The 19761-nt window shown below is 70.3% G+C and carries 17 protein-coding genes; 6 read left to right on the plus strand and 11 right to left on the minus strand.

What is annotated here, in order from left to right; all coding sequences use genetic code 11:
- The first annotated feature begins 154 nt into the window (after positions 1-154).
- From AB0F44_RS04100 to araA, 3 genes are read left to right on the plus strand one after another with little or no spacing between them, the layout of a single operon-like run.
- Entirely contained in the window at positions 155-1774 is a 1620-nt protein-coding gene (locus tag AB0F44_RS04100) for an FGGY-family carbohydrate kinase (RefSeq protein WP_357352934.1), read from the plus strand.
- Positions 1774-2463 carry an L-ribulose-5-phosphate 4-epimerase gene (locus tag AB0F44_RS04105; protein WP_357352935.1) on the plus strand — a complete coding sequence of 230 codons (690 nt, stop codon included), beginning with the start codon at positions 1774-1776 and terminating at the stop codon, positions 2461-2463. The genes AB0F44_RS04100 and AB0F44_RS04105 overlap by 1 nt, the downstream gene beginning before the upstream one ends.
- 27 nt (positions 2464-2490) lie before the next feature.
- Positions 2491-4002: an L-arabinose isomerase gene (araA, locus tag AB0F44_RS04110; RefSeq protein ID WP_357352937.1), complete on the plus strand. Its 1512-nt coding sequence runs from the start codon at positions 2491-2493 to the stop codon at positions 4000-4002.
- Positions 4003-4116: 114 nt separating this feature from the next.
- On the opposite strand, the gene AB0F44_RS04115 is transcribed toward araA, so the two are convergent.
- From AB0F44_RS04115 to AB0F44_RS04125, 3 genes are all read right to left on the minus strand, one after another.
- The gene (locus tag AB0F44_RS04115; RefSeq protein ID WP_357352939.1) at positions 4117-4764 is read right to left on the minus strand and encodes a hypothetical protein; all 648 of its coding nucleotides are present in this window, start codon (positions 4762-4764) and stop codon (positions 4117-4119) included.
- 103 nt (positions 4765-4867) lie between these two features.
- Entirely contained in the window at positions 4868-6265 is a 1398-nt protein-coding gene (locus AB0F44_RS04120) for an FAD-binding oxidoreductase (RefSeq protein ID WP_357352941.1), read from the minus strand.
- Entirely contained in the window at positions 6262-7509 is a 1248-nt protein-coding gene (locus tag AB0F44_RS04125; protein ID WP_357352943.1) for an alpha-hydroxy acid oxidase, read from the minus strand. Before AB0F44_RS04125 ends, AB0F44_RS04120 begins: the two co-directional genes overlap by 4 nt.
- Positions 7510-7585: 76 nt before the next feature.
- Between AB0F44_RS04125 and AB0F44_RS04130 the strand changes: the two genes are divergently transcribed.
- The 3 genes from AB0F44_RS04130 (at position 7586) to AB0F44_RS04140 (ending at position 11293) form a co-directional block, all read left to right on the plus strand.
- Entirely contained in the window at positions 7586-8707 is a 1122-nt protein-coding gene (locus AB0F44_RS04130; protein ID WP_350659852.1) for a mandelate racemase/muconate lactonizing enzyme family protein, read from the plus strand.
- Positions 8704-9387: a FadR/GntR family transcriptional regulator gene (locus AB0F44_RS04135; RefSeq protein WP_357352945.1), complete on the plus strand. Its 684-nt coding sequence runs from the start codon at positions 8704-8706 to the stop codon at positions 9385-9387. Before AB0F44_RS04130 ends, AB0F44_RS04135 begins: the two co-directional genes overlap by 4 nt.
- A 79-nt stretch (positions 9388-9466) precedes the next feature.
- Positions 9467-11293, plus strand: coding sequence for a pectate lyase (locus AB0F44_RS04140; RefSeq protein ID WP_357352947.1), 1827 nt, complete (start codon positions 9467-9469; stop codon positions 11291-11293).
- Between the two features lie 61 nt (positions 11294-11354).
- On the opposite strand, the gene AB0F44_RS04145 is transcribed toward AB0F44_RS04140, so the two are convergent.
- From AB0F44_RS04145 to AB0F44_RS04180, 8 genes are all read right to left on the minus strand, one after another.
- Positions 11355-12179 carry an NAD(P)-dependent oxidoreductase gene (locus tag AB0F44_RS04145; RefSeq protein WP_357352949.1) on the minus strand — a complete coding sequence of 275 codons (825 nt, stop codon included), beginning with the start codon at positions 12177-12179 and terminating at the stop codon, positions 11355-11357.
- A complete protein-coding gene (locus tag AB0F44_RS04150) occupies positions 12176-13228 on the minus strand; it encodes a TRAP transporter substrate-binding protein (protein WP_357352951.1) in 1053 nt (350 codons plus the stop codon). The genes AB0F44_RS04145 and AB0F44_RS04150 overlap by 4 nt, the downstream gene beginning before the upstream one ends.
- Positions 13229-13267: 39 nt before the next feature.
- Positions 13268-14563, minus strand: a complete 1296-nt coding sequence (locus AB0F44_RS04155; RefSeq protein ID WP_357352953.1) for a TRAP transporter large permease — start codon at positions 14561-14563, stop codon at positions 13268-13270.
- A 26-nt stretch (positions 14564-14589) separates the two neighbouring features.
- The gene (locus AB0F44_RS04160) at positions 14590-15123 is read right to left on the minus strand and encodes a TRAP transporter small permease (protein WP_357352955.1); all 534 of its coding nucleotides are present in this window, start codon (positions 15121-15123) and stop codon (positions 14590-14592) included.
- Positions 15120-16310 (minus strand): hypothetical protein, encoded by a 1191-nt coding sequence (locus AB0F44_RS04165; RefSeq protein WP_357352957.1) that lies wholly within the window; start codon positions 16308-16310, stop codon positions 15120-15122. Before AB0F44_RS04165 ends, AB0F44_RS04160 begins: the two co-directional genes overlap by 4 nt.
- A gap of 137 nt (positions 16311-16447) precedes the next feature.
- On the minus strand, positions 16448-17722 hold the full coding sequence (locus AB0F44_RS04170) for a glucarate dehydratase family protein (RefSeq protein WP_357352959.1): 1275 nt from the start codon (positions 17720-17722) through the stop codon (positions 16448-16450).
- 76 nt (positions 17723-17798) lie between these two features.
- Positions 17799-18194: a universal stress protein gene (locus tag AB0F44_RS04175; RefSeq protein ID WP_357352961.1), complete on the minus strand. Its 396-nt coding sequence runs from the start codon at positions 18192-18194 to the stop codon at positions 17799-17801.
- A 26-nt stretch (positions 18195-18220) separates the two neighbouring features.
- Complete coding sequence (locus AB0F44_RS04180) at positions 18221-19759, minus strand: tripartite tricarboxylate transporter permease (protein WP_357352963.1); 1539 nt, start codon at positions 19757-19759, stop codon at positions 18221-18223.
- Positions 19760-19761 lie beyond the last annotated feature (2 nt).

Raw genomic sequence — 19761 nt, forward strand, 5'->3', positions numbered from 1 at the left:
CCCACTCGGCCGACGGGAGCGACGCTTCGGCCGACCGGAGTGACGCTTCGGCAAGAGCTCTACGGGGAACCCAGCGGTAACCTGCCCGTCATATGTTAGCGTTCACATCGCCTCGAAACCCCACCCCGAGCCGTCGGGCAGAAACGGAGCCGTGATGACGCAGCGAGCAGGGCACCTGCCTGACCTCGGAGAGACCGCGCTCGGCATCGAGCTGGGCTCCACCAACATCAAGGCGTGCTTGATCGGGCCCGACCATACGACCGTCGCCACGGGCTCCCACCTGTGGGAGAACGAGCTCGTCGACGGCCTGTGGACCTACTCGCTCGAGGCGGTCTGGGCAGGCGTACAGGGCGCCGTCGCCGCCCTCGGCGACGAGGTCGAGCGCAGCTACGGCACCCGTCCGACCACGTTCGGGTCGATCGGGGTCTCGGCGATGATGCACGGCTACCTCGCCTTCGACGAGGCAGGCGAGCTGCTGGTGCCGTTCCGCACCTGGCGCAACACCAACACCGCTGTCGCCGCCGCCGAGCTGTCGGAGATCTTCGGGGCCAACATCCCGTTGCGCTGGTCGGTCGCCCACCTCTATCAGGCGATCCTCGACGACGAGCCCCACCTGCCCAAGATCGCCTCGCTGACCACGCTCGCGGGCTACGTCCACCGGGCGCTGACCGGCAACCACGTGCTCGGCGTCGGCGACGCCTCCGGAGTCTTCCCCATCGACCCGGCCACCGGGACCTACGACCAGCGGATGCTCGAGCAGCTCGGCCACCTGGCCGCCGCCAAGCGCCCCGGTCTGCGGGTAGAGGGGCTGCTCCCGCAGGTCCTCCCGGCAGGGGCCGACGCCGGCCGACTCACTCCCGACGGCGCCGCGCTGCTCGACCCCACCGGCACGCTCCAGCCGGGCATCCCGCTGTGTCCGCCCGAGGGCGACGCCGGCACCGGCATGGTCGCGACCAACTCCGTCGCCAAGCGCACCGGGAACGTCAGTGCCGGCACCTCGATCTTCGCCATGGTCGTCCTCGAGGCGCCGCTGGCCACCGTCCACCACGCCATCGACATCGTCACCACCCCGGCCGGCGACCCGGTCGCGATGGTGCACTGCAACAACGGCGCCAGCGAGCTCAACGCCTGGGCCGGGGTGTTCGGTGAGTTCGCCGCCGCGCTCGGTCATCCCTGCGAGCCCGACGCCGTCTTCGGCGCCCTGCTCACTGCTGCCCTGAAGGGCTCACCCGACGGCGGCGGTCTGCTGGCCTACAACTATCTGGCCGGCGAGCCGATCACCGGCCTCGACGAGGGCCGTCCGCTGTTCGTACGCACCCCCGGCAGCCGCCTCGACCTCGCCGGGTTCGCCCGCGCCCAGGTCTACGGCGTCTTCGGCACCCTCGCCCTCGGCATGCGTGTGCTCGCCGACCAGGGCGTCGAGATCGACGCGATGTTCGCCCATGGCGGCCTGTTCCGCACCGCGGGCGTTGCGCAGCGGCTGCTCGCCGCGGCCATCGGCGCCCCGGTCGCGGTCGGCCGCACCGCCGGTGAGGGCGGTGCCTGGGGGATCGCGGTCCTGGCTGCGTACGCCCGGGCGGCTGAGGCCGAGGGCGACCTCGGCCTGAGCGCCTACCTCGCCGAGCGCGTCTTCGGCGACATCGACCTCGAGGTCGTCGAGCCGGACGCGGACGACCTGGCCGGGTTCAGGACCTACCTCGAACGCTACGAGGCCGGCCTGGACATCGAGCGCGCCGCCGTGGCCTCGCTCGCAACGAACGAAGGAGACCGGTGATGACCGGCGTACCCACAGCTCTTCGCACCGCCGTCGACGCCGCCAAGGAACGCGTCGCCGCGCTGCACGCCGAGCTTCCCCGCTGGGAGCTGGTCGTGTGGACCGCCGGAAACGTCTCCGAGCGCGTGCCCAACCCGGACGGCGAGGACCTGCTGGTCATCAAGCCCTCCGGGGTCGCCTACGAGGACATCACCGCCGAGGCGATGGTCGTGTGCGACCTGGCCGGCAACCTCGTCGAGGGCGAGCGGTCGCCGTCCTCGGACACGGCCGCCCATGCGTACGTCTATGCCAACATGCCCGAGGTCGGGGGAGTGGTCCACACCCACTCCACCTACGCCACCGCCTGGGCCGCCCGCGGGGAGGAGATCCCCTGCGTGCTCACGATGATGGCCGACGAGTTCGGCGGACCTGTCCCGGTCGGCCCGTTCGCGATCATCGGCGACGACTCGATCGGGCGCGGCATCGTGGAGACGCTGCGGGAGTCGCGCAGCCCTGCGGTGCTGATGCGGAACCACGGTCCCTTCACCATCGGCAAGGACGGCCGCTCCGCGGTCAAGGCCGCGGTGATGTGCGAGGAGGTCGCCCGCACCGTGCACATCGCGCGCCAGCTCGGCCAGCCGCTGCCGATCGACCAGAGCCACATCGACTCGCTCTACGACCGCTACCAGAACGTCTACGGCCAGCACTGAGCTGCCTGCACTGAGAGGAACCCCCACATGAGCAAGCCCTACGCAGACCGCGAGGTCTGGTTCTTCACCGGCAGCCAGGACCTGTACGGCGAGGAGACCCTTCGTCAGGTCGCCGAGCAGTCCCAGGAGGTCGCCCGCGCCCTCGACGCCTCCTCGGACGTACCGGCGAAGGTCGTGTGGAAGCCCGTCCTGAAGGACTCCGCGTCGATCCGCCGCGCGATGCTCGAGGCCAACTCCGACGACAACGTCCTCGGCGTCATCACCTGGATGCACACCTTCAGCCCCGCCAAGATGTGGATCGCCGGCCTGGATGCCCTCCAGAAGCCGCTCCTGCACCTGCACACCCAGGCCAACGTCGAGCTCCCCTGGTCGGAGATCGACATGGACTTCATGAACCTCAACCAGGCCGCCCACGGCGACCGTGAGTACGCCTACATCGCCACACGTCTCGGCGTCGCCCGCACCACCGTCGTCGGCCATGTCTCCAACCCGGCGGTCACCCGCCGCGTCGGCACCTGGGTCCGCGGCGCCGCCGGCTGGGCCGCCACCCACGGGCTCAACCTGGTCCGCTTCGGTGACAACATGCGCAACGTCGCGGTCACCGAGGGCGACAAGACCGAGGCCGAGCTGCGCTTCGGCGTCTCGGTCAACACCTGGGGCGTCAACGACCTGGTGGCGGCCGTCGAGGCCGTCGACGAGGCCGCGGTGGACGTGCTCGTCGCCGAGTACGAGGACCTCTACGACGTGGTGCCCGAGCTCCGCAAGGGCGGCGAGCGCCACGACTCGCTGCGCTACGCCGCCCGCCAGGAGATCGCCATGGAGGCGTTCCTGGTGGAGCGCGACGCGAAGGCGTTCACCACCAACTTCGAGGACCTCGGCGGCCTGCGCCAGCTCCCCGGCATCGCCGTGCAGCGGCTGATGAGCAAGGGCTACGGCTTCGGCGCCGAGGGTGACTGGAAGACCGCGGTCCTGGTGCGGGCCGCGAAGGTGATGGGGGAGGGGCTGCCCGGTGGCGCCTCCCTGATGGAGGACTACACCTACGACCTCACCCCCGGCGCGGAGGTCATCCTCGGCGCCCACATGCTCGAGGTCTGCCCCTCACTGACCACGTCCACCCCGCGCGTCGAGATCCACCCGCTCGGGATCGGCGACCGCGAGGACCCGGTCCGGATGGTCTTCGACGCCGACGCCGGCGAGGGTGCCGTGGTCGTCTCCCTGGCCGACATGCGCGACCGCTTCCGGCTGACCGCCAACGTGGTCGACGTCGTCCCCCCGACGCAGGCGCTGCCCAACCTGCCGGTCGCGCGCGCCGTCTGGACGCCGCGTCCGGACTTCGCGACCTCGGCCGAGGCCTGGCTGACCGCCGGCGGCGCGCACCACACGGTGATGTCGACCGCCGCCGGGATCGAGGCTTTCGAGGTCTTCGCCAACATCGCCCGTACCGAGCTGCTGGTCATCGACGAGTCCACCACCCGCCGCGGCTTCGCCGACCAGGTGCGGTGGAACCAGGTGTTCTACCGGGTCGCCCAGGGCTTGTGAACGATCGGTGCACTCACCGAGCCTTGGTGAGTGCACCGATCGCTCATCGGCTCGATCCGTGCATCGGAATGGGGTGTTCCAGTGCACGGATCGTGCACGATCGGCTGAATAGGATCATCGTCGCCGGTCGCGAATCTGGTAGATGCGCTGCACGGAGACACCGGCGATCTCCGCGAGATCCTTCGCGGTGTGGCCGTCGAGGATGGCTTCGCGTACGCAGGCTGCCCAGAAGCTGTCGCGTCGGGAGGCCTCGCGTTGCGCGATCTCGCGATCGGTCTTTGCTTGTTCGACCACGACCTTCCAGTCGCGCGGCGCGATGGCGATCGTGCCGTCGGGCCACCCTCCGCCTGAGGCGCCCACGACCGTCCAGCCGGATAGAGCGAGAGCGTCCGCGGCCGTGCTCGAGACGGCGAGCTCGGCAAGGAGCTCGCCGTCGTCGTTCCTTACCTGCACCGAGTCGGTCGAGCCTCCTTCGTGGTTGACGACGGCCGCTCTGAACCGTGTCTCGCGGACGACCCCGAACGGCGAGCCGATGACGACGGTCTCGAGCGGCGCCCACCCGATCTCTCGTAGGAGATAGGTGATGCGATGTTCGGGAGAGATGAACGGGTCGGGGTCGGGTCCACCCGGACGCAATGCCGACGTGATCGTTGCCGCTGGGGTCGCCGGTGCCGACGCGGGCAGGTCGCCACTCGGCACAATCTCGATGACGACCTCTTCAGGTTCGTGCTGTGCGATCGTCGCGAGTGCCCTGAATCCCATGCTCGTATTATAGCGCGCTTTAAAATCTGGGAACGACGCAACTGTGTTGGTCTCGACACGGATTCGTTCATTCCTCACGAACCCGGCTCGACCAGCGGAAGCGTCAGGCCAGCACCTTCCGAGGGTTCATGACCCCGTCGGGGTCGATCGCCTGCTTCACGGCGCGCATCAGGTCGACCTCGACATCTGTCTTGTACGCAGCGGCAGCATCCCGCTTGAGCGTGCCGATGCCGTGCTCGGCGGAGATGCTGCCGCCGAGCGCGGTGACGGCGTCGTAGACGATTCGGGTCAGGGTGGGGGCGTCCCGCTTCAGCGCCGCGTCGTCGCCGACGGGCGCCGAGATGTTGTAGTGCAGGTTGCCGTCCCCGATGTGGCCGTACGTCACCAGCCGCAGCCCCGGCAGCGCCGCGAGCAGCGCCGGGCCGACCTCGGCGACGAACCGGGACAGGGCGGTGATCGGCAGGGTGACGTCGTGCTTGAGGGTCGCGCCCTCGCTCTTCTGAGCCTCCGAGACGCCTTCGCGCAGGGCCCACAGCGACTCGCGCTGAGCGGGGCTGCCTGCGACCACGGCGTCGAGGAGCAGTCCCTGCTCGGCGGCGGCCGCGAGGGCATCCTCGAGCCGCTCGTCCACGTCGGCGGAGGTGCCGGCGAGCTCGACGAGGCCGTACCACTCGTGCCGGTCCGCGAACGGGTCGCGCACGCCCGGCAGGTGGGCGAGGACCAGGTCGACGGCCTGGCGTCCGAGCAGCTCCCAGGTGGTCAGCTGCCCGCCGCCGTGCTCGCGGAGCAGGGGGAGGAGCGACGTCGCCGCCTCGACCGACTCGAGTGCCACGAACGCCGTCGCCCGGCGCGGTGTCGCCGGCAGCAGCCGCAGCACGGCCGCGGTGACGACGCCGAGCGTGCCCTCGGAGCCGATGAACAGCTGCTTGAGGTCGTAGCCGGTGTTGTCCTTGCGAAGCGGCCGCAGCCCGTCCCAGACCCGGCCGTCGGGGAGCACGACCTCGAGGCCGAGCACCAGCTCGCGCATCATCCCGTAGCGCAGCACCGCGGTGCCGCCGGCGTTGGTCGCGATCGTGCCGCCGATGGTGCACGAGCCCTCCGAGCCGAGGGAGAGCGGGAAGAGCCGCCCGGCGGCCGCGGCGGCCTCCTGGACGGTGGCCAGCGGGGTGCCGGCCTCGACGGTGAGGGTGTCGGCGACCGGGTCGACCTCCCGGACGCGGCGCATCCGGCCGAGCGAGAGCACCACCTGGTCGCCGCGGGAGTCCGGTACGCCGCCGCCGACGAGGCCGGTGTTGCCGCCCTGCGGGACGACCGCGACGCCCGCCGCCGCGCACAGCCGGACCGCGGTCGCGACCTGCTCGGTCGAGGCCGGGCGCACGACCGCGATGGCGGTGCCGGTGAAGCTGCCGGTCCAGTCGGTGACGTACGCCGCCATGTCGGCCGGATCGGTCAGTACGGCGCTCTCGCCGAGGGCGGTGCGCAGGTCGTGGACGAGGTTCATGCCGACCTCAGCCGTACGTGCTCGGGGCCGATCGCGGCGATGTCGGGAGTGCCGAGCAGGCACATCGCCCGTCGCAGCTCCTCGACCAGCAGCGTCAGGGTGGCGTCGACGCCCTGCTGCCCGGCGACCATCAGGCCGTAGAGGTAGGGCCGGCCGATCACCACGCCGCGGGCGCCGAGGCCGAGCGCCGCCGCGATGTCGCCGCCGGAGCGGACGCCGGAGTCGACGTACACCTCGGTCCGGTCGCCGACCGCGTCGACCACCGCCGGCAGCAGCTCCAGCGGCACCGGGGCGCGGTCGAGCTGGCGGCCCCCGTGGTTGGAGAGCACCAGCGCATCGGCACCCGCGTCCACACAAGCCACCGCATCGGCGACCGAGAGCACGCCCTTGACCACAACCGGGCCGTCCCAGTGCTCCTTGAGCCAGCCGATGTCCGAGGGCCGGATCGCCTGCTCGCGCAGCTCGTTGGACATGCCCCAGCGGCCGTAGTGCGACCCCTCGGGGAACGTCGCGAACCGCAGCGGCTCGGTGGTCAGGATGTTGGCGACCCAGCCGGGGTGACGGGCCATGCCGGCGAACGTACGCAGGCTCAGCTGGGGCGGGATCGCGAACCCGTTGAGCTTGTCCTTGCGCTTCATCCCCGTCACGGTCGTGTCGATGGTCAGCATCAGCGCCTCATAGCCGTGGGCGGCCGCCTCGGTGATGTGGTCCAGGGTCACCGCCCGGTCCTTCATCAGGTAGACCTGGAACCAGTTGCGTCCCTGCGGAGCCGCGTCGGCGACGTCGGTGATCGAGGTCGTCGCGTACGTCGAGAGCGTGTAGGGCAACCCGGCCGCGGCCGCCGCCGCGGCGACCGCCCGCTCGCCGGTGTGGTGGCTGAGCCGGGTGTAGCCGGTCGGTGCCAGCACGATAGGCGCCGCCGCCGGCCGCCCGAGGATCGACGTACGCACCTCCGGCTCGGCCACCTGGCCGAAGGCCGTGGGCCGCAACTCAACGCGGTCGAAGGCCGCCCGGTTCCGGCGCATCGCGTGCTCACCGTCCGAGCCGCCATAGACGTAGTCCCAGACCGCCGTCGGCACCCGCCGGCGCGCGGCCCGCTCCAGGTCGTCGACGCTGAGGCAGCGGGCCAGCCGGCGGTCGGCTGCGCGCCACCGGAACGGGCGCGGTCGCAGGAAGGGCGCGAGATCGCGCCATCGGGGGACCTGCCGGACGAACTGCTGGACGACCTGAGAATCGGCGGCCACGCTCTGGACTCCTCACCACTCATCGGATAAGTTCTGAACTTGTCATACAACTTAGCCCATCGAGGAGCATCCCGCCATGGCCGCCGACCGCATCACGTCATTGACCCTCTCCCACGTCGTCCTCCCGCTCGAGAACCCGGTCAGTGACGCCAAGGTGCTCACCGGGCGGCAGAAGCCGCTCACCGAGACCGTGCTGCTCTTCGTCGAGGTGACCACCGAGCAGGGCTTCGAGGGAATGGGCTTCAGCTACTCCAAGCGGGCCGGTGGCCCGGCGCAGTACGCCCACCTCAAGGAGATCGCCCAGGTCGCCATCGGCCAGGACCCCTCCGACATCGCCAAGATCTACGAGTCGCTGATGTGGGCCGGCGCCTCGGTCGGTCGCAGCGGCGTGGCGACCCAGGCGGTGGCCGCCCTCGACGTGGCGCTCTACGACCTCAAGGCGCGCCGCGCCGGCCTGCCCCTGGCCAAGCTGCTCGGCGCCCACCGCGACTCCTGCCGCGTCTACAACACCTCCGGCGGCTTCCTCCAGGCGAGCGTCGAGGAGATCAAGGAGAAGGCCACCGCGTCGCTCGAGGCCGGCATCGGCGGCATCAAGATCAAGGTCGGCCAGCCCGACTGGGCCGAGGACCTGCGCCGCGTCGCCGCGATGCGTGAGCACCTCGGCGACGCCCCGCTCATGGTCGACGCCAACCAGCAGTGGGACCGCGCCCGCGCCCGCCGGATGTGCCGTGAGCTCGAGCAGTTCGACCTGATCTGGATCGAGGAGCCGCTCGACGCCTGGGACGCCGTCGGCCACGCCGACCTGTCGCGTACGTTCGACACCCCGATCGCGACCGGCGAGATGCTCACTTCGGTGCCCGAGCACATGGCCCTGATCGACGCCGGCTACCGCGGCATCGTGCAGCCCGACGCGCCGCGCATCGGCGGGATCACCCCGTTCCTGAAGTTCGCCACCCTCGCCGCCCACGCCGGTCTGGCGCTCGCGCCGCACTACGCGATGGAGATCCACCTGCACCTGGCCGCGGCCTACCCGACCGAGCCGTGGGTCGAGCACTTCGAGTGGCTCAACCCGCTCTTCGAGGAGCGCATCGACATCCACGACGGCCAGATGTGGGTGCCGGACCGTCCGGGTCTCGGCTTCACGCTCAGCGACCAGATGCGCAAGCTCACCGTGGAGAGCGCTAAGTTCTCGGCATGACGATAAGCGCCGGCCTCGCCGACCGTGTCGTGTCCGGGGTCAAGGACCAGATCCTGGCCGGGGACCTCGCTCCGGGGGCGAAGCTGCCCTCGGAGTCCGACCTCGTCGCCACCTACGGGGTGTCGCGGACCGTGGCGCGCGAGGCGGTCACCCGCCTGCGTGCCGAGGGTCTGGTCGAGACCTTCCAGGGGCGCGGCTCCTACGTCCTGGCGGTGCCGGAGCCCTCTCCGTTCGCGCTGGAGTCCTCCGCGATCCGCACCCAGCACGACGTGCTCGACATGGTCGACTTCCGGCTCGGCGTGGAGTGTGAGGCGGCGGCCCTGGCCGCCGCCCACCTCGACGAGCAGGGCTCGCGCGCCATCGAGGAGGCGCTCGCCGCGCTGGCCACCGCGCATCCCGACGGCGCCGTGGAGGCCGACTTCGCCTTCCATCGCGCCGTCGCGGCCGCGACCGGCAACCGCTTCTACCTCGACCTGATGGACTCGCTGGGCCCGATGATGATCATGCTGCCCCGCACCCGGCTCGGCGACGCCTATTCGCCCAGCGACGCGCTCCACGTCGAGCGCGTGCAGCGCGAGCACGACAACATCGCGGCCGCGATCCTCGCCGGTGACGCCGACACCGCCAGGGCCGCGATGCGGGTGCATCTGGGCAGCACTCGCCGCCGTCTGCGGCAGTGAAACACGTTGCCCCCACGGGCATCGCGTGAGTCTGCATCGGTATTGGCTGTCCGGGTGTGAGCCTCGTCACGATTGAGGGATGAATTCACCTGCGAAGAAGTCCCCACCGAGCTCGACACTGACCCGGCGTCGGCTCGTCCAAGCAGCAACGGCCGCGCCGCTCCTCGGTGCCGCGAGCGGCGTCACCACCGCCGGCCTCACCACCTCGGCCGCGGCCGCCACCTCCACCTCCACCTCCGTTCGTGACGCGATGCTCCGGGCGGCGACCTACATGGACGAGACGGTCTCCTACGAGGGCGCCTACGTCTGGAGCTACCGCCCCGACATGTCGCTGACCTGGGGTGAGATGGAGGCCCGGCGCACCATGTGCTGGGTCCAGCCGCCAGGCACACCGACGGTCGGGCACGCCCTGCTCGATGCGTACGTCGCGACGGGGGAGAAGCGGTTCCTGCACGCCGCCCGGCGCACCGGCCGGGCTCTCGTCCGTGCGCAGCGCCCCGAGGGCGGCTGGAACTACATCCACGACTTCGCGGGCGCGAAGTCGCTGCGGCGCTGGTACGAGTCGATCGGGATCAACGGCTGGCGCCTGGAGGAGTTCCAGCACCTCTACGACAACTCGACCTTCGACGACGCGGCCACCTCGACGGCCGGACAGCTGATCCTCCGGCTGCACCTGCTCGACCCGCGCGACCGCGGCTTCAGACGGTCGCTCAACAAGGTCATCGGCTTCATCACCGACGCCCAGATCAGCGGGGGCGCAGGGGACGGCGGCTGGCCGCAGCGGTGGCCGTACGACCCGAAGGCGACCACCGAGATGCCGTGGCCGAGGAAGCTGCCGTCCTGGCTCCCCGACGACGCCCGTGAAGGGATGGTCGACGGCGACTACACCCAGCACGTCACCTTCAACGACAACGTCCTGGGCGAGAACATCAAGCTCCTGCTGATGTGCGTCATCGCCCTGGGCCGTGAGGACCTCGTCGAGCCCGTGCGCCGGGCCATGGAGTGCGTACGCCGCATGCAGCAGCCCGCGCCCCAGGCCGGCTGGGGCCTTCAGCATCTCGCAGAGGACCGCGACGGTCGTCCAGCGGGTGCGGTGGCCGCCGGGCGCTCCTACGAGCCGCGCGCGTTGACGACCCACACCACCCAGACCAACGTCGAGCAGCTGTTCACGTACTTCCAGCTCACCGGCGACCGTACGTTCCTCGACGGCGTCCCCACCGCGCTGGACTGGCTGGCGAGCTGCCGGCTGACCGCCCAGCAGCGGGCGGAGAACCCCCTGATCGCGAGCCGGACGCACCCGACCTTCGTCGAGCCCGGGACCAACCGGGCGCTGTTCGTGCACCGGTTCGGCTCGAACATCGTCAACGGCGCCTACTACTACGACTACGACCACCACGACACGCTCAGCCACTACTCCGGTGGCCGGTCGGTGGCCGAGGCACGCCTGCGTACCGAGTACGACCGGCTCAGCGCGCTCCCCGATGCCGAGGTCGCCGATCTGGTCGCGCGCTCACCGCTGACTTCCGGGCCGACGTACGACCTGCCGCCGTTCTTCTCGCTGCACGACCTGGGCCTGCTCGAGCTGCTCCGCGACACCTCCCACGAGGTCGAGGCGCCCGAGGAGACCGAGGTCGCGGAGGTGATCGCGGACCTCGGCGAGAAGGACTACTGGCTCTCCGCGGCCGAGGCGGTCACCAACCCGTTCCGTGGCCCGGGCACCCGGCATCCCTATGCCGGGAAGGCGTACATGAGCAAGCACGTCGGGGACACGTTCGACACCTCGCCCTACCCCGCCGACAACCCGCCCGCCATGCCGCCCTACCAGCCGGCCGAGCCGCCCCAGCTGATCAACACCTCCACGTTCGTGGAGAACCTCGGGACGCTGATCCGCGCCGCCGCCTCCTGACCCCCCGAAAAGAGGAACGGGTGGCCCGGCGTCAGCCGGACCACCCGTTCCCCATGGGGGCCTATTTCTTCTGGTGCTCGCCCAGCGGGGTGAAGCAGAACTTCCCTCCGGCCAGGCGCTCCTCCGGGCCCTGCGGGCCGTCGTCGATCGCGTCACCGAGCAGCTCGGCGGCGTAGACCTCGGAGTCGTCCTGCGGGTGGTAGCCGATCGCCTCGCCGGCCTCCAGGGACCACCAGTTGCGGGTGTTGCGGGAGACGCCCCACACCACCCGGAAGCCGGGCTCGGGAGTGGCCAGGCAGGCCGCGAGGAGCCGGGCGCCGTCGTCGGGCGACATCCACGTCCACAGCGAGCGGCGGTCCCACGGCTTCTCGAAGCACGAGCCGATCCGCAGCGCGGTCACGTCGATGCCGTAGCGGTCGTGGAAGAGGCTCCCGAGCGCCTCCATCGCGACCTTGCTGACCCCGTAGTAGGTGTCCGGGCGCGGGAAGGCGTCGGCGGCCAGCCCCTCGGCGGGTGCGTCGTCGAGGTCGTAGAAGCCGGCCGCGTGGTTGCTCGAGGCGAGCACCACTCGCGCCACCCCGGCATCCCGGGCGGCTTCCATGACCACCCGGGTGCCGTCGATGTTGGCCGAGAGGATGCCGTCCCACGGGGCCTCGACGCTGATGCCGCCGAGATGGATGATCGCCTCCACGCCCTCGCAGGCGGCACGCATCGCCGCCTCGTCGGTCACCGACGCCTCGATGACCTCGACGGCCTCGCCCTCGGCGGGGTCCTCGGGACGTACGACGTCGAGGAGGCGAAGCACCCGGCCCTCGCGGGCCAGGCGGGTGCGCATCAGCCTCCCCACGCCGCCGTTGGCTCCGGTGATCAGAACAACCTGTGTCATGCGGTGCGCAGCTCCTCGACGGCGGAGATGTACTCGCCCAGCTTGGCACCGTGCTTGTCGATGACGGACTTGGTCGCCTCGCGCCACGGGGCGAGGTCGCTGATCTCGTTGATCGTGACGCCCTCTCCGCGAAGCTTCTCCAGGTCGGCCTCGACCTGAGCGTCCCACTTCTCGCGCTGGAACGGGGCGGCCTCGTCGGCGGCCTTCTGGAGCGCCTCCTGGTCCTTGGTGTCGAGTCCGGCCCAGGTGTCCTTGTTGATGAGGAGCACCTCGGCGACGCGCATGTGCCGGTCGAGGGTGTAGTTCTTCGCCACCTCGTAGTGGGAGGCGGAGTAGTAGGAGGGCTCGTTGTTCTCCGCGCCGTCGAGCAGACCGCTCTGCAGGGAGCTGTAGACCTCGCCGTAGTCCATCGGGGTGGGGGAGCCGCCGAGAGCCTTGATGAAGTCGATCTGCACCTGCGACTCCTGGGTCCGGATCTTGAGTCCCTTGACGTCCGCCGGCGCCTTGATCGCCTTCTTCGAGGTGTAGAAGCTGCGGGCACCCGGGTCGAAGTAGCCGAGGCCCTTGAAGCCGGCGCCGTCGGCCTCGCCGAGCAGGTTCTTGCCGCTCTCGCTCTCGAGGAAGCGCCACAGGTGGTCGGCGTCGTCGAAGAGGTATGGCAGGCTGAACAGCCCCATCGCGGGCACGAACTCGCCCATCGGGGCCGAGCTGATCCGGGTCATCTCGATCGAGCCCATCTGGACCTGCTCGATCGCGTCGGACTCCTCGCCGAGCTGGGCGTTGGGGTAGACCTGGATCTTGATCCGGCCGTCGCTGTACTTCTCGGCCAGCTCGGCGAACTTCTTGTCGCCCAGCGTGGTCGGGTAGTCGTCGGGGTGGGTCTCGGCCAGCTTGAAGGTCTTCGAGCCGCCGCCTCCGCCGCCGCTGCCGGCGAGAGAACCGCCGCCACAGGCACTGAGCGCGAGTCCGCCGGCGACGGCTGCGGCGCCGAAGGCGCCTGCCTTGAACAGGGAGCGCCGGGCAACCGGCTTGGGGGATGTGGTGTTCACGGGTGGTTCCTTTCGATTGGTGGAATTACTTGGCCCGACCTATTGGCCCAGCGCATCGGGGAGGGCGAGCGAGAAGAACGGGACGTAGGTGATCAGCAACAGGACGATGACCATCGGGATGAGGAAGAGGCCGACGGTCTTGATGACCTTCTCGATGGACGTACGCCCGATGGCGCAGCCGACGAAGAGGACGTTGCCGACCGGCGGGGTGATCAGGCCGATGGCGAGGTTGAAGACGAGCATGATCCCGAACTGGACCGGGTCCATGCCGAGCCCGGTGGCGACCGGCAGCAGGATCGGCGTCATGATCACGATGAGCGGGGCCATGTCCATGATCGCGCCGAGCACGAGCAGCAGCAGGTTGATCAGCAGCAGGACCACGACGATGTTGTCGGAGATGCCGAGGAGGGCGTCGGTGGCCAGCGCCGGCACCTGCAGGAACGCCAAGAAGTAGCCGAAGGCACCCGCCGCCGCGATGATGAACAGCACCACGCCGAGTGTGCGCAGGGCGCTCTGCAGGATCGGGATCATCGCCTTGAGCGGCAGGTCGCGGTAGACGAAGAAGGTCAGGATGAAGGCGTACAGGCAGGCGATCGCCGCCGACTCGGTCGCGGTGAAGATGCCGCTGAGGATGCCGCCCAGGATGATCACCGGCATCAGCAGGCTGAGCAGACCCTCGGCGACGATCTTCGGTACGTCCTTGAGCGGGACGAGCTCCTCTTTGGGGTAGCCCCGCTTGACCGCCAGGATGTAGGCCATCACCATCAGCGACGCACCGAGCAGGAGCCCCGGGACCACGCCTGCGGTGAACAGGGCGCCGATCGAGACGCCACCCGCGGCCATCGAGTAGATGATCAGGTTGTGGCTCGGCGGGATCATGACCGCCTGGGTGGCGCCGGAGACGGTGACGGCGACCGCGTAGTCGGTGTCGTAGCCGCGCTTCTTCATCATCGGGATCGTCACCGACCCGATCGCGGAGACGTCCGCGACCGAGGAGCCGGACAGGGCACCGAAGAAGGTGCTGGCGCCGATGTTGACCATCCCGAGGCCGCCGCGGACCCAGCCGACGAGCAGCCCGGCCAGGGCGATCAGGCGGCGGGAGATGCCGCCCGTGCCCATGATCTCGCCGCCGAGGATGAAGAACGGGATGGCCAGCAGGGCGAAGGTGTCGAGACCGGCGACCATGCGCTGGCCCACGGTGGTCAGCGGAAGGCCGATGTAGAGCGCCTCGAAGATGGCGGCCAGGGCGAGAGCGAGGGCGACCGGGACGCGGAGCAGGACGAGGACGGCGAAGCCACCCAGCAGGATGGCGATGGCAAGTGGATCGATGGGCATGGGGGAGTCCTTCGACTTTCGGCGGCTCAGCCGAGCTCGGCTGCATCGTCAGGCTCGGCGTACCGCTGGGTACTGATGCCGAAGGCCTGGAGGACGGTGTAGAGGATGATCATGGCGCCGGCGACCGGCATCATGAGGTAGAGGACGCTGCGGGGGAGCCCGGTGCCGGCCAGGGACGCCGTCTGGGCGTCGATGACGAACTGGGTGCCCTGGACGACCAGGAAGAGCCCGAACCCGAGCAGCAGCACCTGGACGAACCGGTCGATCACCGACTGGAGCGTCGCCGGGAACTTGTCCACCAGGAAGGTGACCGCGATGTGGGCGCCCTCGCGGAAGCCGATCGCAGCGCCGAGGAAGCCGATCCAGACCAGCAGGATGCGGGCCGTCTCCTCGCTCCAGCTGGGGGAGTTGCTCAGCAGTTCGCGGCTGAACACCTGCCACAGCACGATGAGCAGCGTGGCGACCAGGCACAGGATGCAGAAGGCCTCGAAGACCGTGTCGACGGCGCGCCAGGCGCGCTTGAGGGTTCCGTTCTCGTTGCGGGTGTTCATGGGCGTCATTCCGTCCTCGTCGCGGCGGTGGTGGGGACCTTGGTCGCCTCGGCGAGCAGGTGCTGCCTGTCCGCGCCCGCCAGACCGAGGTGGTAGAGGTGGATCTGGTCGATCCCGGCATCGACCAGCGCCCGCACATGGCCACCGAAGGCGTCCTCGGTGGTGGGCGGGAGAACGGTGACGTACGCAGCGGCCGCTGCCTTCCCGTCGACTGCCTGGACGAGCCGGCGCCCGGTCTCGACCGAGGCCTCGGTGGTCGGCCAGCAGAAGGAGACGACCAGGTCGACGTCATCGGCGGTGGTCGGGGTCAGGCCCGGGCTGGCGCCAGTGGCCCAGGGATCGGGCTGGGCGTGCAGGGCGATCTCGACGACGTCGGGAGCGGCCTCGCGGACGGCCGCGATCACCCGGTGGCGGAGCTCGTCGGCCGCGGCGTGGCGGGAGGCGAGGATCGTGTCCAGGGTCGTCGCGTCCACCGTCGCGCTGGCGGGGTCGGCACCGGTCGCGGCACGCAGGGCCGCCACCGTGGCCTCGGCGTCGAGCCCGCGGACGGTCCAGTCCTCGCGGCAGCCCGGGCAGCAGCAGATCGAGAGCAGCTGCTGGGTGGAGGCGTCGTAGGCGCCGTCGGTCTTCTCGTGGTGCCCGCCGTGGCCGAAGCCGAGCTGGCCGCACGCCTCCAGGATGACCGTGGCGGTCGGGGTGTCGCGTACGGCCTCGGCGGCCAGGGTCTCCGCGTAGCGGCGGACGTCCTCGTGACGGGCGCACAGGGCGTAGGGGTAGGGCTCGCCCCAGCAGTTGACGACCGCGAGGTCCGGGTTGGCCTCACCGAGGAGCGTGGAGTGGGTCAGCACGATCCAGGCGGCGACCTCGAACCCAGCCTCGGCGAGGAGGGTGGCGGCTTCGCCGTAGGGGTCGTCCGCGGCGACCCAGGTTGCGGCGGGCGGCACCAGCCGCGCGCCGGCCCATGCCCCGGCCCGCACCGGGCGGTAGAGCGCTGCGCTGCGGGCCTCGACGATCCGGTGCTCGGGGTGGAGCGGGGTCGCGGCGCGGGTGGTGTGGTAGGCCGCGGCGAGGGCGACCTTCGTGACTCCGAGGCTGCGGGCGCGATCGGCGAAGGTCGGATCGCCGATCACGTCCCAGGGGTAGGCATAGCCGACGACCGGTATGGTTCCGGTCTCGCCTCTGTCGATCTGTGTCACCGGTGGTTGCTCCTGGCTCGTCGTACTGTGACCGGGCCCACGTGTGGCCCCGGTCACAGGAGACTGTCAGGATTGGCGATTCGTGTCCAAGCCACTTATCGCATTAGGCGATACCCTGACGGTATTGCCTCAGAGGGTCACCAGCGCGACGTGTTCGGCGTGAAATCCGGCTCGAACGAACGCATGTAGACGGTGTCCTCGCGGCGGCGCACGCCGCAGCCGAGGTACTGCTCGTGAAGCTCGCCGAGCAGGTCACGATCGAGCTCCACGCCCAGGCCCGGGCCCGTCGGCACCGTGATCGCGCCGTCGCTGAAGTCGAGCACTCCGGGGCGTACGACGTCCTGGGTCTTCCACGGGTAGTGGGTGTCGCAGGCGTAGGTCAGGTTGGGGGTCGCGGCTGCCAGGTGGACCATCGCAGCCAGGGAGACGCCGAGGTGGGAGTTGCTGTGCATAGACAGGCCCAGCCCGAAGGTGTCGGTGATGCCGCCCAGCAGCGCCGACTGGCGCAGCCCTCCCCACAGATGATGGTCGGAGAGCACGATCTGGACCGCGTCGACCGCGATCGCGGGCTTGAGGTGCTCGAAGGCGATCACGCACATGTTGGTGGCCAGCGGTACGTCGGTGCGGGCCGCGACCTGCGCCATCCCGTCGATCCCGGGGGTGGGGTCCTCGAGATACTCCACGACGCCGGCGAGCCGCTCGGCGACCTTGACCGAGGTCTCCGGCGTCCAGGCGCCGTTGGGGTCCAGCCGCAGCGGCAGGTCGGGGAAGGCGTCGCGCAGTGCCTCGATCGCGGCGCACTCCTCGTCGGGATGGAACACCCCACCCTTAAGCTTGAGCGAGCCGAAGCCCCAGCCCTCGACCAGCCGCTTCGCCTGCGCGACGATCTGCTCGGGGTTGAGCGCCTCGCCCCACTCGTCGTCGGGCTGGCCGGGGTGGCCGGCCCACTTGTAGAACATGTAGCCGCTGAACGGCACCCGGTCGCGCACCGCGCCGCCGAGCAGGTCGCTCACCGGACGGCCCGCCTCGCGGGCGACCAGGTCGAGGCAGGCGACCTCGAAGGGGGAGTAGACGGTGTCGACCGCGGAGGAGACGTCGAGCATGCCGCCGAAGGAGGCACCGGCCCCGCCGGTCTCCTTGCCGAGTACGTCGACGACGAGCCGTCGCAGGCCGTGGGTGTCGTAGGGGTCGGCGCCCGGGAGTGCCCGGGCGACGGCGTCGAGCCGGGCGAGATGGGTCTCGTCTGCGTACGTCTCCCCGAGGCCGACCAGGCCGGTGTCGGTGTGGAGCTCGACGATCGCGCGCAGCGCCCACGGCTGGTGGACGCCGACGACGTTGAGCAGCGGCGGGTCGGCGAACGCGACCGGGGTGACGACGACCTTCGAGATGCGGCTGGCGTTGGGGCCGCTCATGCCGCCACCTCCGTAGGGCAATGCGAAGAATACGGACGCGGCGGCCTGAGGCCTTTTGTCGCTCGCTGGCGCTCGCTCATGCGGTCGGCTTCACGGCCAGGACGGGCACGCCGGCGTCGAGCAGGATGCGCTGGGCGTCGCTGCCGAGCAGCGCCTTGCCGACCGGGGAGCGGCGGCGCAGGCCGATCACGATCAGCCGGGCGCCGGTCGAGGCGACCAGGCCGTCGAACGTCTCCACGACGTCGGCGCCGTGCGTGGTGTGGTCGACGCGGGCGTTCACCCCCGCCTCGGCGGCGCGGGCGACGAGCTTCGCGGCCGCGGCCTCGTCGACGAGGTCGGCGTCCACGGTGGCACCGCGGCGCGGGCTGTTGACGATGACGACGTCGTCGCCGCGGGCCGCCGCCTCGGCCAGGCCGGCCTCGAGTGCCGCCTCACCTACCGGTGTGGGTACGTAGCCGATCAGGATGGTCATGGTGTGCCTTTCTCAGCGGGTCGGGCTCAGCGGGTCGGGGTGTCGACGTCGTCGCGCTCGGCCGGGGCCGCGGCGACGGGGGCGGTCTTGCGCCGGGCCAGGATCGCCTTGGCGGCGGGCCAGAGGGCGACCAGGACGAAGGCGGCCAGGAGGGTGCCCGAGATCGGGCGGGTGAAGAACCCGGTCGGGTCGCCGTCGAAGATCAGCATCGAGCGGCGTACGCCGTCCTCCACGATCGAGCCCAGGACGAAGGCGAGCACCATCGGGCCGGGCTCGAAGCCGACCTTCTTCATCAGGTAGCCGATCAGACCGAAGACGATCATCACGAAGATATCGAAGGTCGAGTTGTTGATCGTGTAGACGCCCAGGATCGTGATCAGCGCGGTGATCGGGGCCAGGATCGCCGGCCGCACCCGCAGGATGCGTACGAAGATGCCGACCAGCGGGATGCTCAGAACGAGCAGGATCAGGTTGCCGATGTACATCGAGTTGATGACGCCCCAGAACAGGTCTGGGCGCTCCTCGACCAGCTGCGGACCGGGCGAGATCCCGAGGATGAGCAGGGCACCGAAGAGCATCGCCATCGACGCGTTGGCCGGGATGCCGAGTGTCAGCAGCGGGATGAACGAGGAGGTCGCGGCGGCGTTGTTGGCGGACTCGGGGGCAGCGACGCCCTCGATGGCACCGCGCCCGAAGCGCTCGGGGTGCTTCGAGATCCGCTTCTCCGTGGCGTACGCGGCCAGGGAAGCCATCACCGCGCCGCCACCGGGCAGCACGCCCAGGACGAAGCCGATCAGCGAGCCGCGGCCGATGGCGCCGGAGGACTGCTTGAGGTCCTTGCGGGAGGGCCAGATGTTGGCCACGGCGGCGGGGACGTGGGGCTTCCCGTGCCGCTCCTCGAGGTTGTAGAGGATCTCGCCGACGCCGAAGAGACCCATCGCGACGACCACGAAGTCGATGCCCTCGGTCAGCTGCAGGCTGCCGAAGGTGAAGCGCTCGGCGCCGCTGAAGCTGTCGCGGCCGATCGTGGCCAGCAGGAGGCCGAACGCGGCGGCGATCATGGCCTTGAGCTTGTTGCCGTTGCCGATGGTGGCGACCAGCAGGACGCCGAGCAGGGCCAGGGCGGCGTACTCCGGGTCACCGAAGTTGAGCGCCCAGCCGGCGATCAGCGGCGCCACCAGGGTCAGGCCCAGGATGGAGACGGTCGCGCCGACGAAGGAGCCGATCGCGGCGATGCCGAGGGCGGTGCCGGCCTTGCCCTGCTTGGCGAGGGCGAAGCCGTCGAAGACCGTGACGACCGATGAGGCCTCACCCGGCAGGCGGAGCAGCACCGAGGTGATCGTGCCGCCGTACTGGGCGCCGTAGTAGATGCCCGCCAGCATGATGATCGCGGAGACCGGGTCGATGCTGTAGGTGATCGGCAGCAGGATGGCGATCGTGGCCGCCGGCCCGAGGCCGGGGAGTACGCCGATCAGCATGCCGATGAGCACGCCGATCAGGCAGTAGAGCAGGTTCTGCGGTTCGGTGACGAGCCCGAAGCCGTCGAGGAATGCGTTGACGTCCACTG

Origin of the sequence: Nocardioides sp. NPDC023903, assembly GCF_040639295.1 — a bacterium.
GTDB lineage: Bacteria > Actinomycetota > Actinomycetes > Propionibacteriales > Nocardioidaceae > Nocardioides.

What these genes read in the sequence shown, in the direction of transcription:
- AB0F44_RS04100 (WP_357352934.1), top strand. Translation starts at nt 155, where the DNA reads ATGACGCAGCGAGCAGGGCACCTGCCTGACCTCGGAGAGACCGCGCTC.
- AB0F44_RS04105 (WP_357352935.1), top strand. Translation starts at nt 1,774, where the DNA reads ATGACCGGCGTACCCACAGCTCTTCGCACCGCCGTCGACGCCGCCAAG.
- araA (WP_357352937.1), top strand. Translation starts at nt 2,491, where the DNA reads ATGAGCAAGCCCTACGCAGACCGCGAGGTCTGGTTCTTCACCGGCAGC.
- AB0F44_RS04115 (WP_357352939.1), bottom strand. Translation starts at nt 4,764, where the DNA reads ATGGGATTCAGGGCACTCGCGACGATCGCACAGCACGAACCTGAAGAG.
- AB0F44_RS04120 (WP_357352941.1), bottom strand. Translation starts at nt 6,265, where the DNA reads ATGAACCTCGTCCACGACCTGCGCACCGCCCTCGGCGAGAGCGCCGTA.
- AB0F44_RS04130 (WP_350659852.1), top strand. Translation starts at nt 7,586, where the DNA reads ATGGCCGCCGACCGCATCACGTCATTGACCCTCTCCCACGTCGTCCTC.
- AB0F44_RS04135 (WP_357352945.1), top strand. Translation starts at nt 8,704, where the DNA reads ATGACGATAAGCGCCGGCCTCGCCGACCGTGTCGTGTCCGGGGTCAAG.
- AB0F44_RS04140 (WP_357352947.1), top strand. Translation starts at nt 9,467, where the DNA reads ATGAATTCACCTGCGAAGAAGTCCCCACCGAGCTCGACACTGACCCGG.
- AB0F44_RS04145 (WP_357352949.1), bottom strand. Translation starts at nt 12,179, where the DNA reads ATGACACAGGTTGTTCTGATCACCGGAGCCAACGGCGGCGTGGGGAGG.
- AB0F44_RS04155 (WP_357352953.1), bottom strand. Translation starts at nt 14,563, where the DNA reads ATGCCCATCGATCCACTTGCCATCGCCATCCTGCTGGGTGGCTTCGCC.
- AB0F44_RS04160 (WP_357352955.1), bottom strand. Translation starts at nt 15,123, where the DNA reads ATGACGCCCATGAACACCCGCAACGAGAACGGAACCCTCAAGCGCGCC.
- AB0F44_RS04170 (WP_357352959.1), bottom strand. Translation starts at nt 17,722, where the DNA reads ATGAGCGGCCCCAACGCCAGCCGCATCTCGAAGGTCGTCGTCACCCCG.
- AB0F44_RS04175 (WP_357352961.1), bottom strand. Translation starts at nt 18,194, where the DNA reads ATGACCATCCTGATCGGCTACGTACCCACACCGGTAGGTGAGGCGGCA.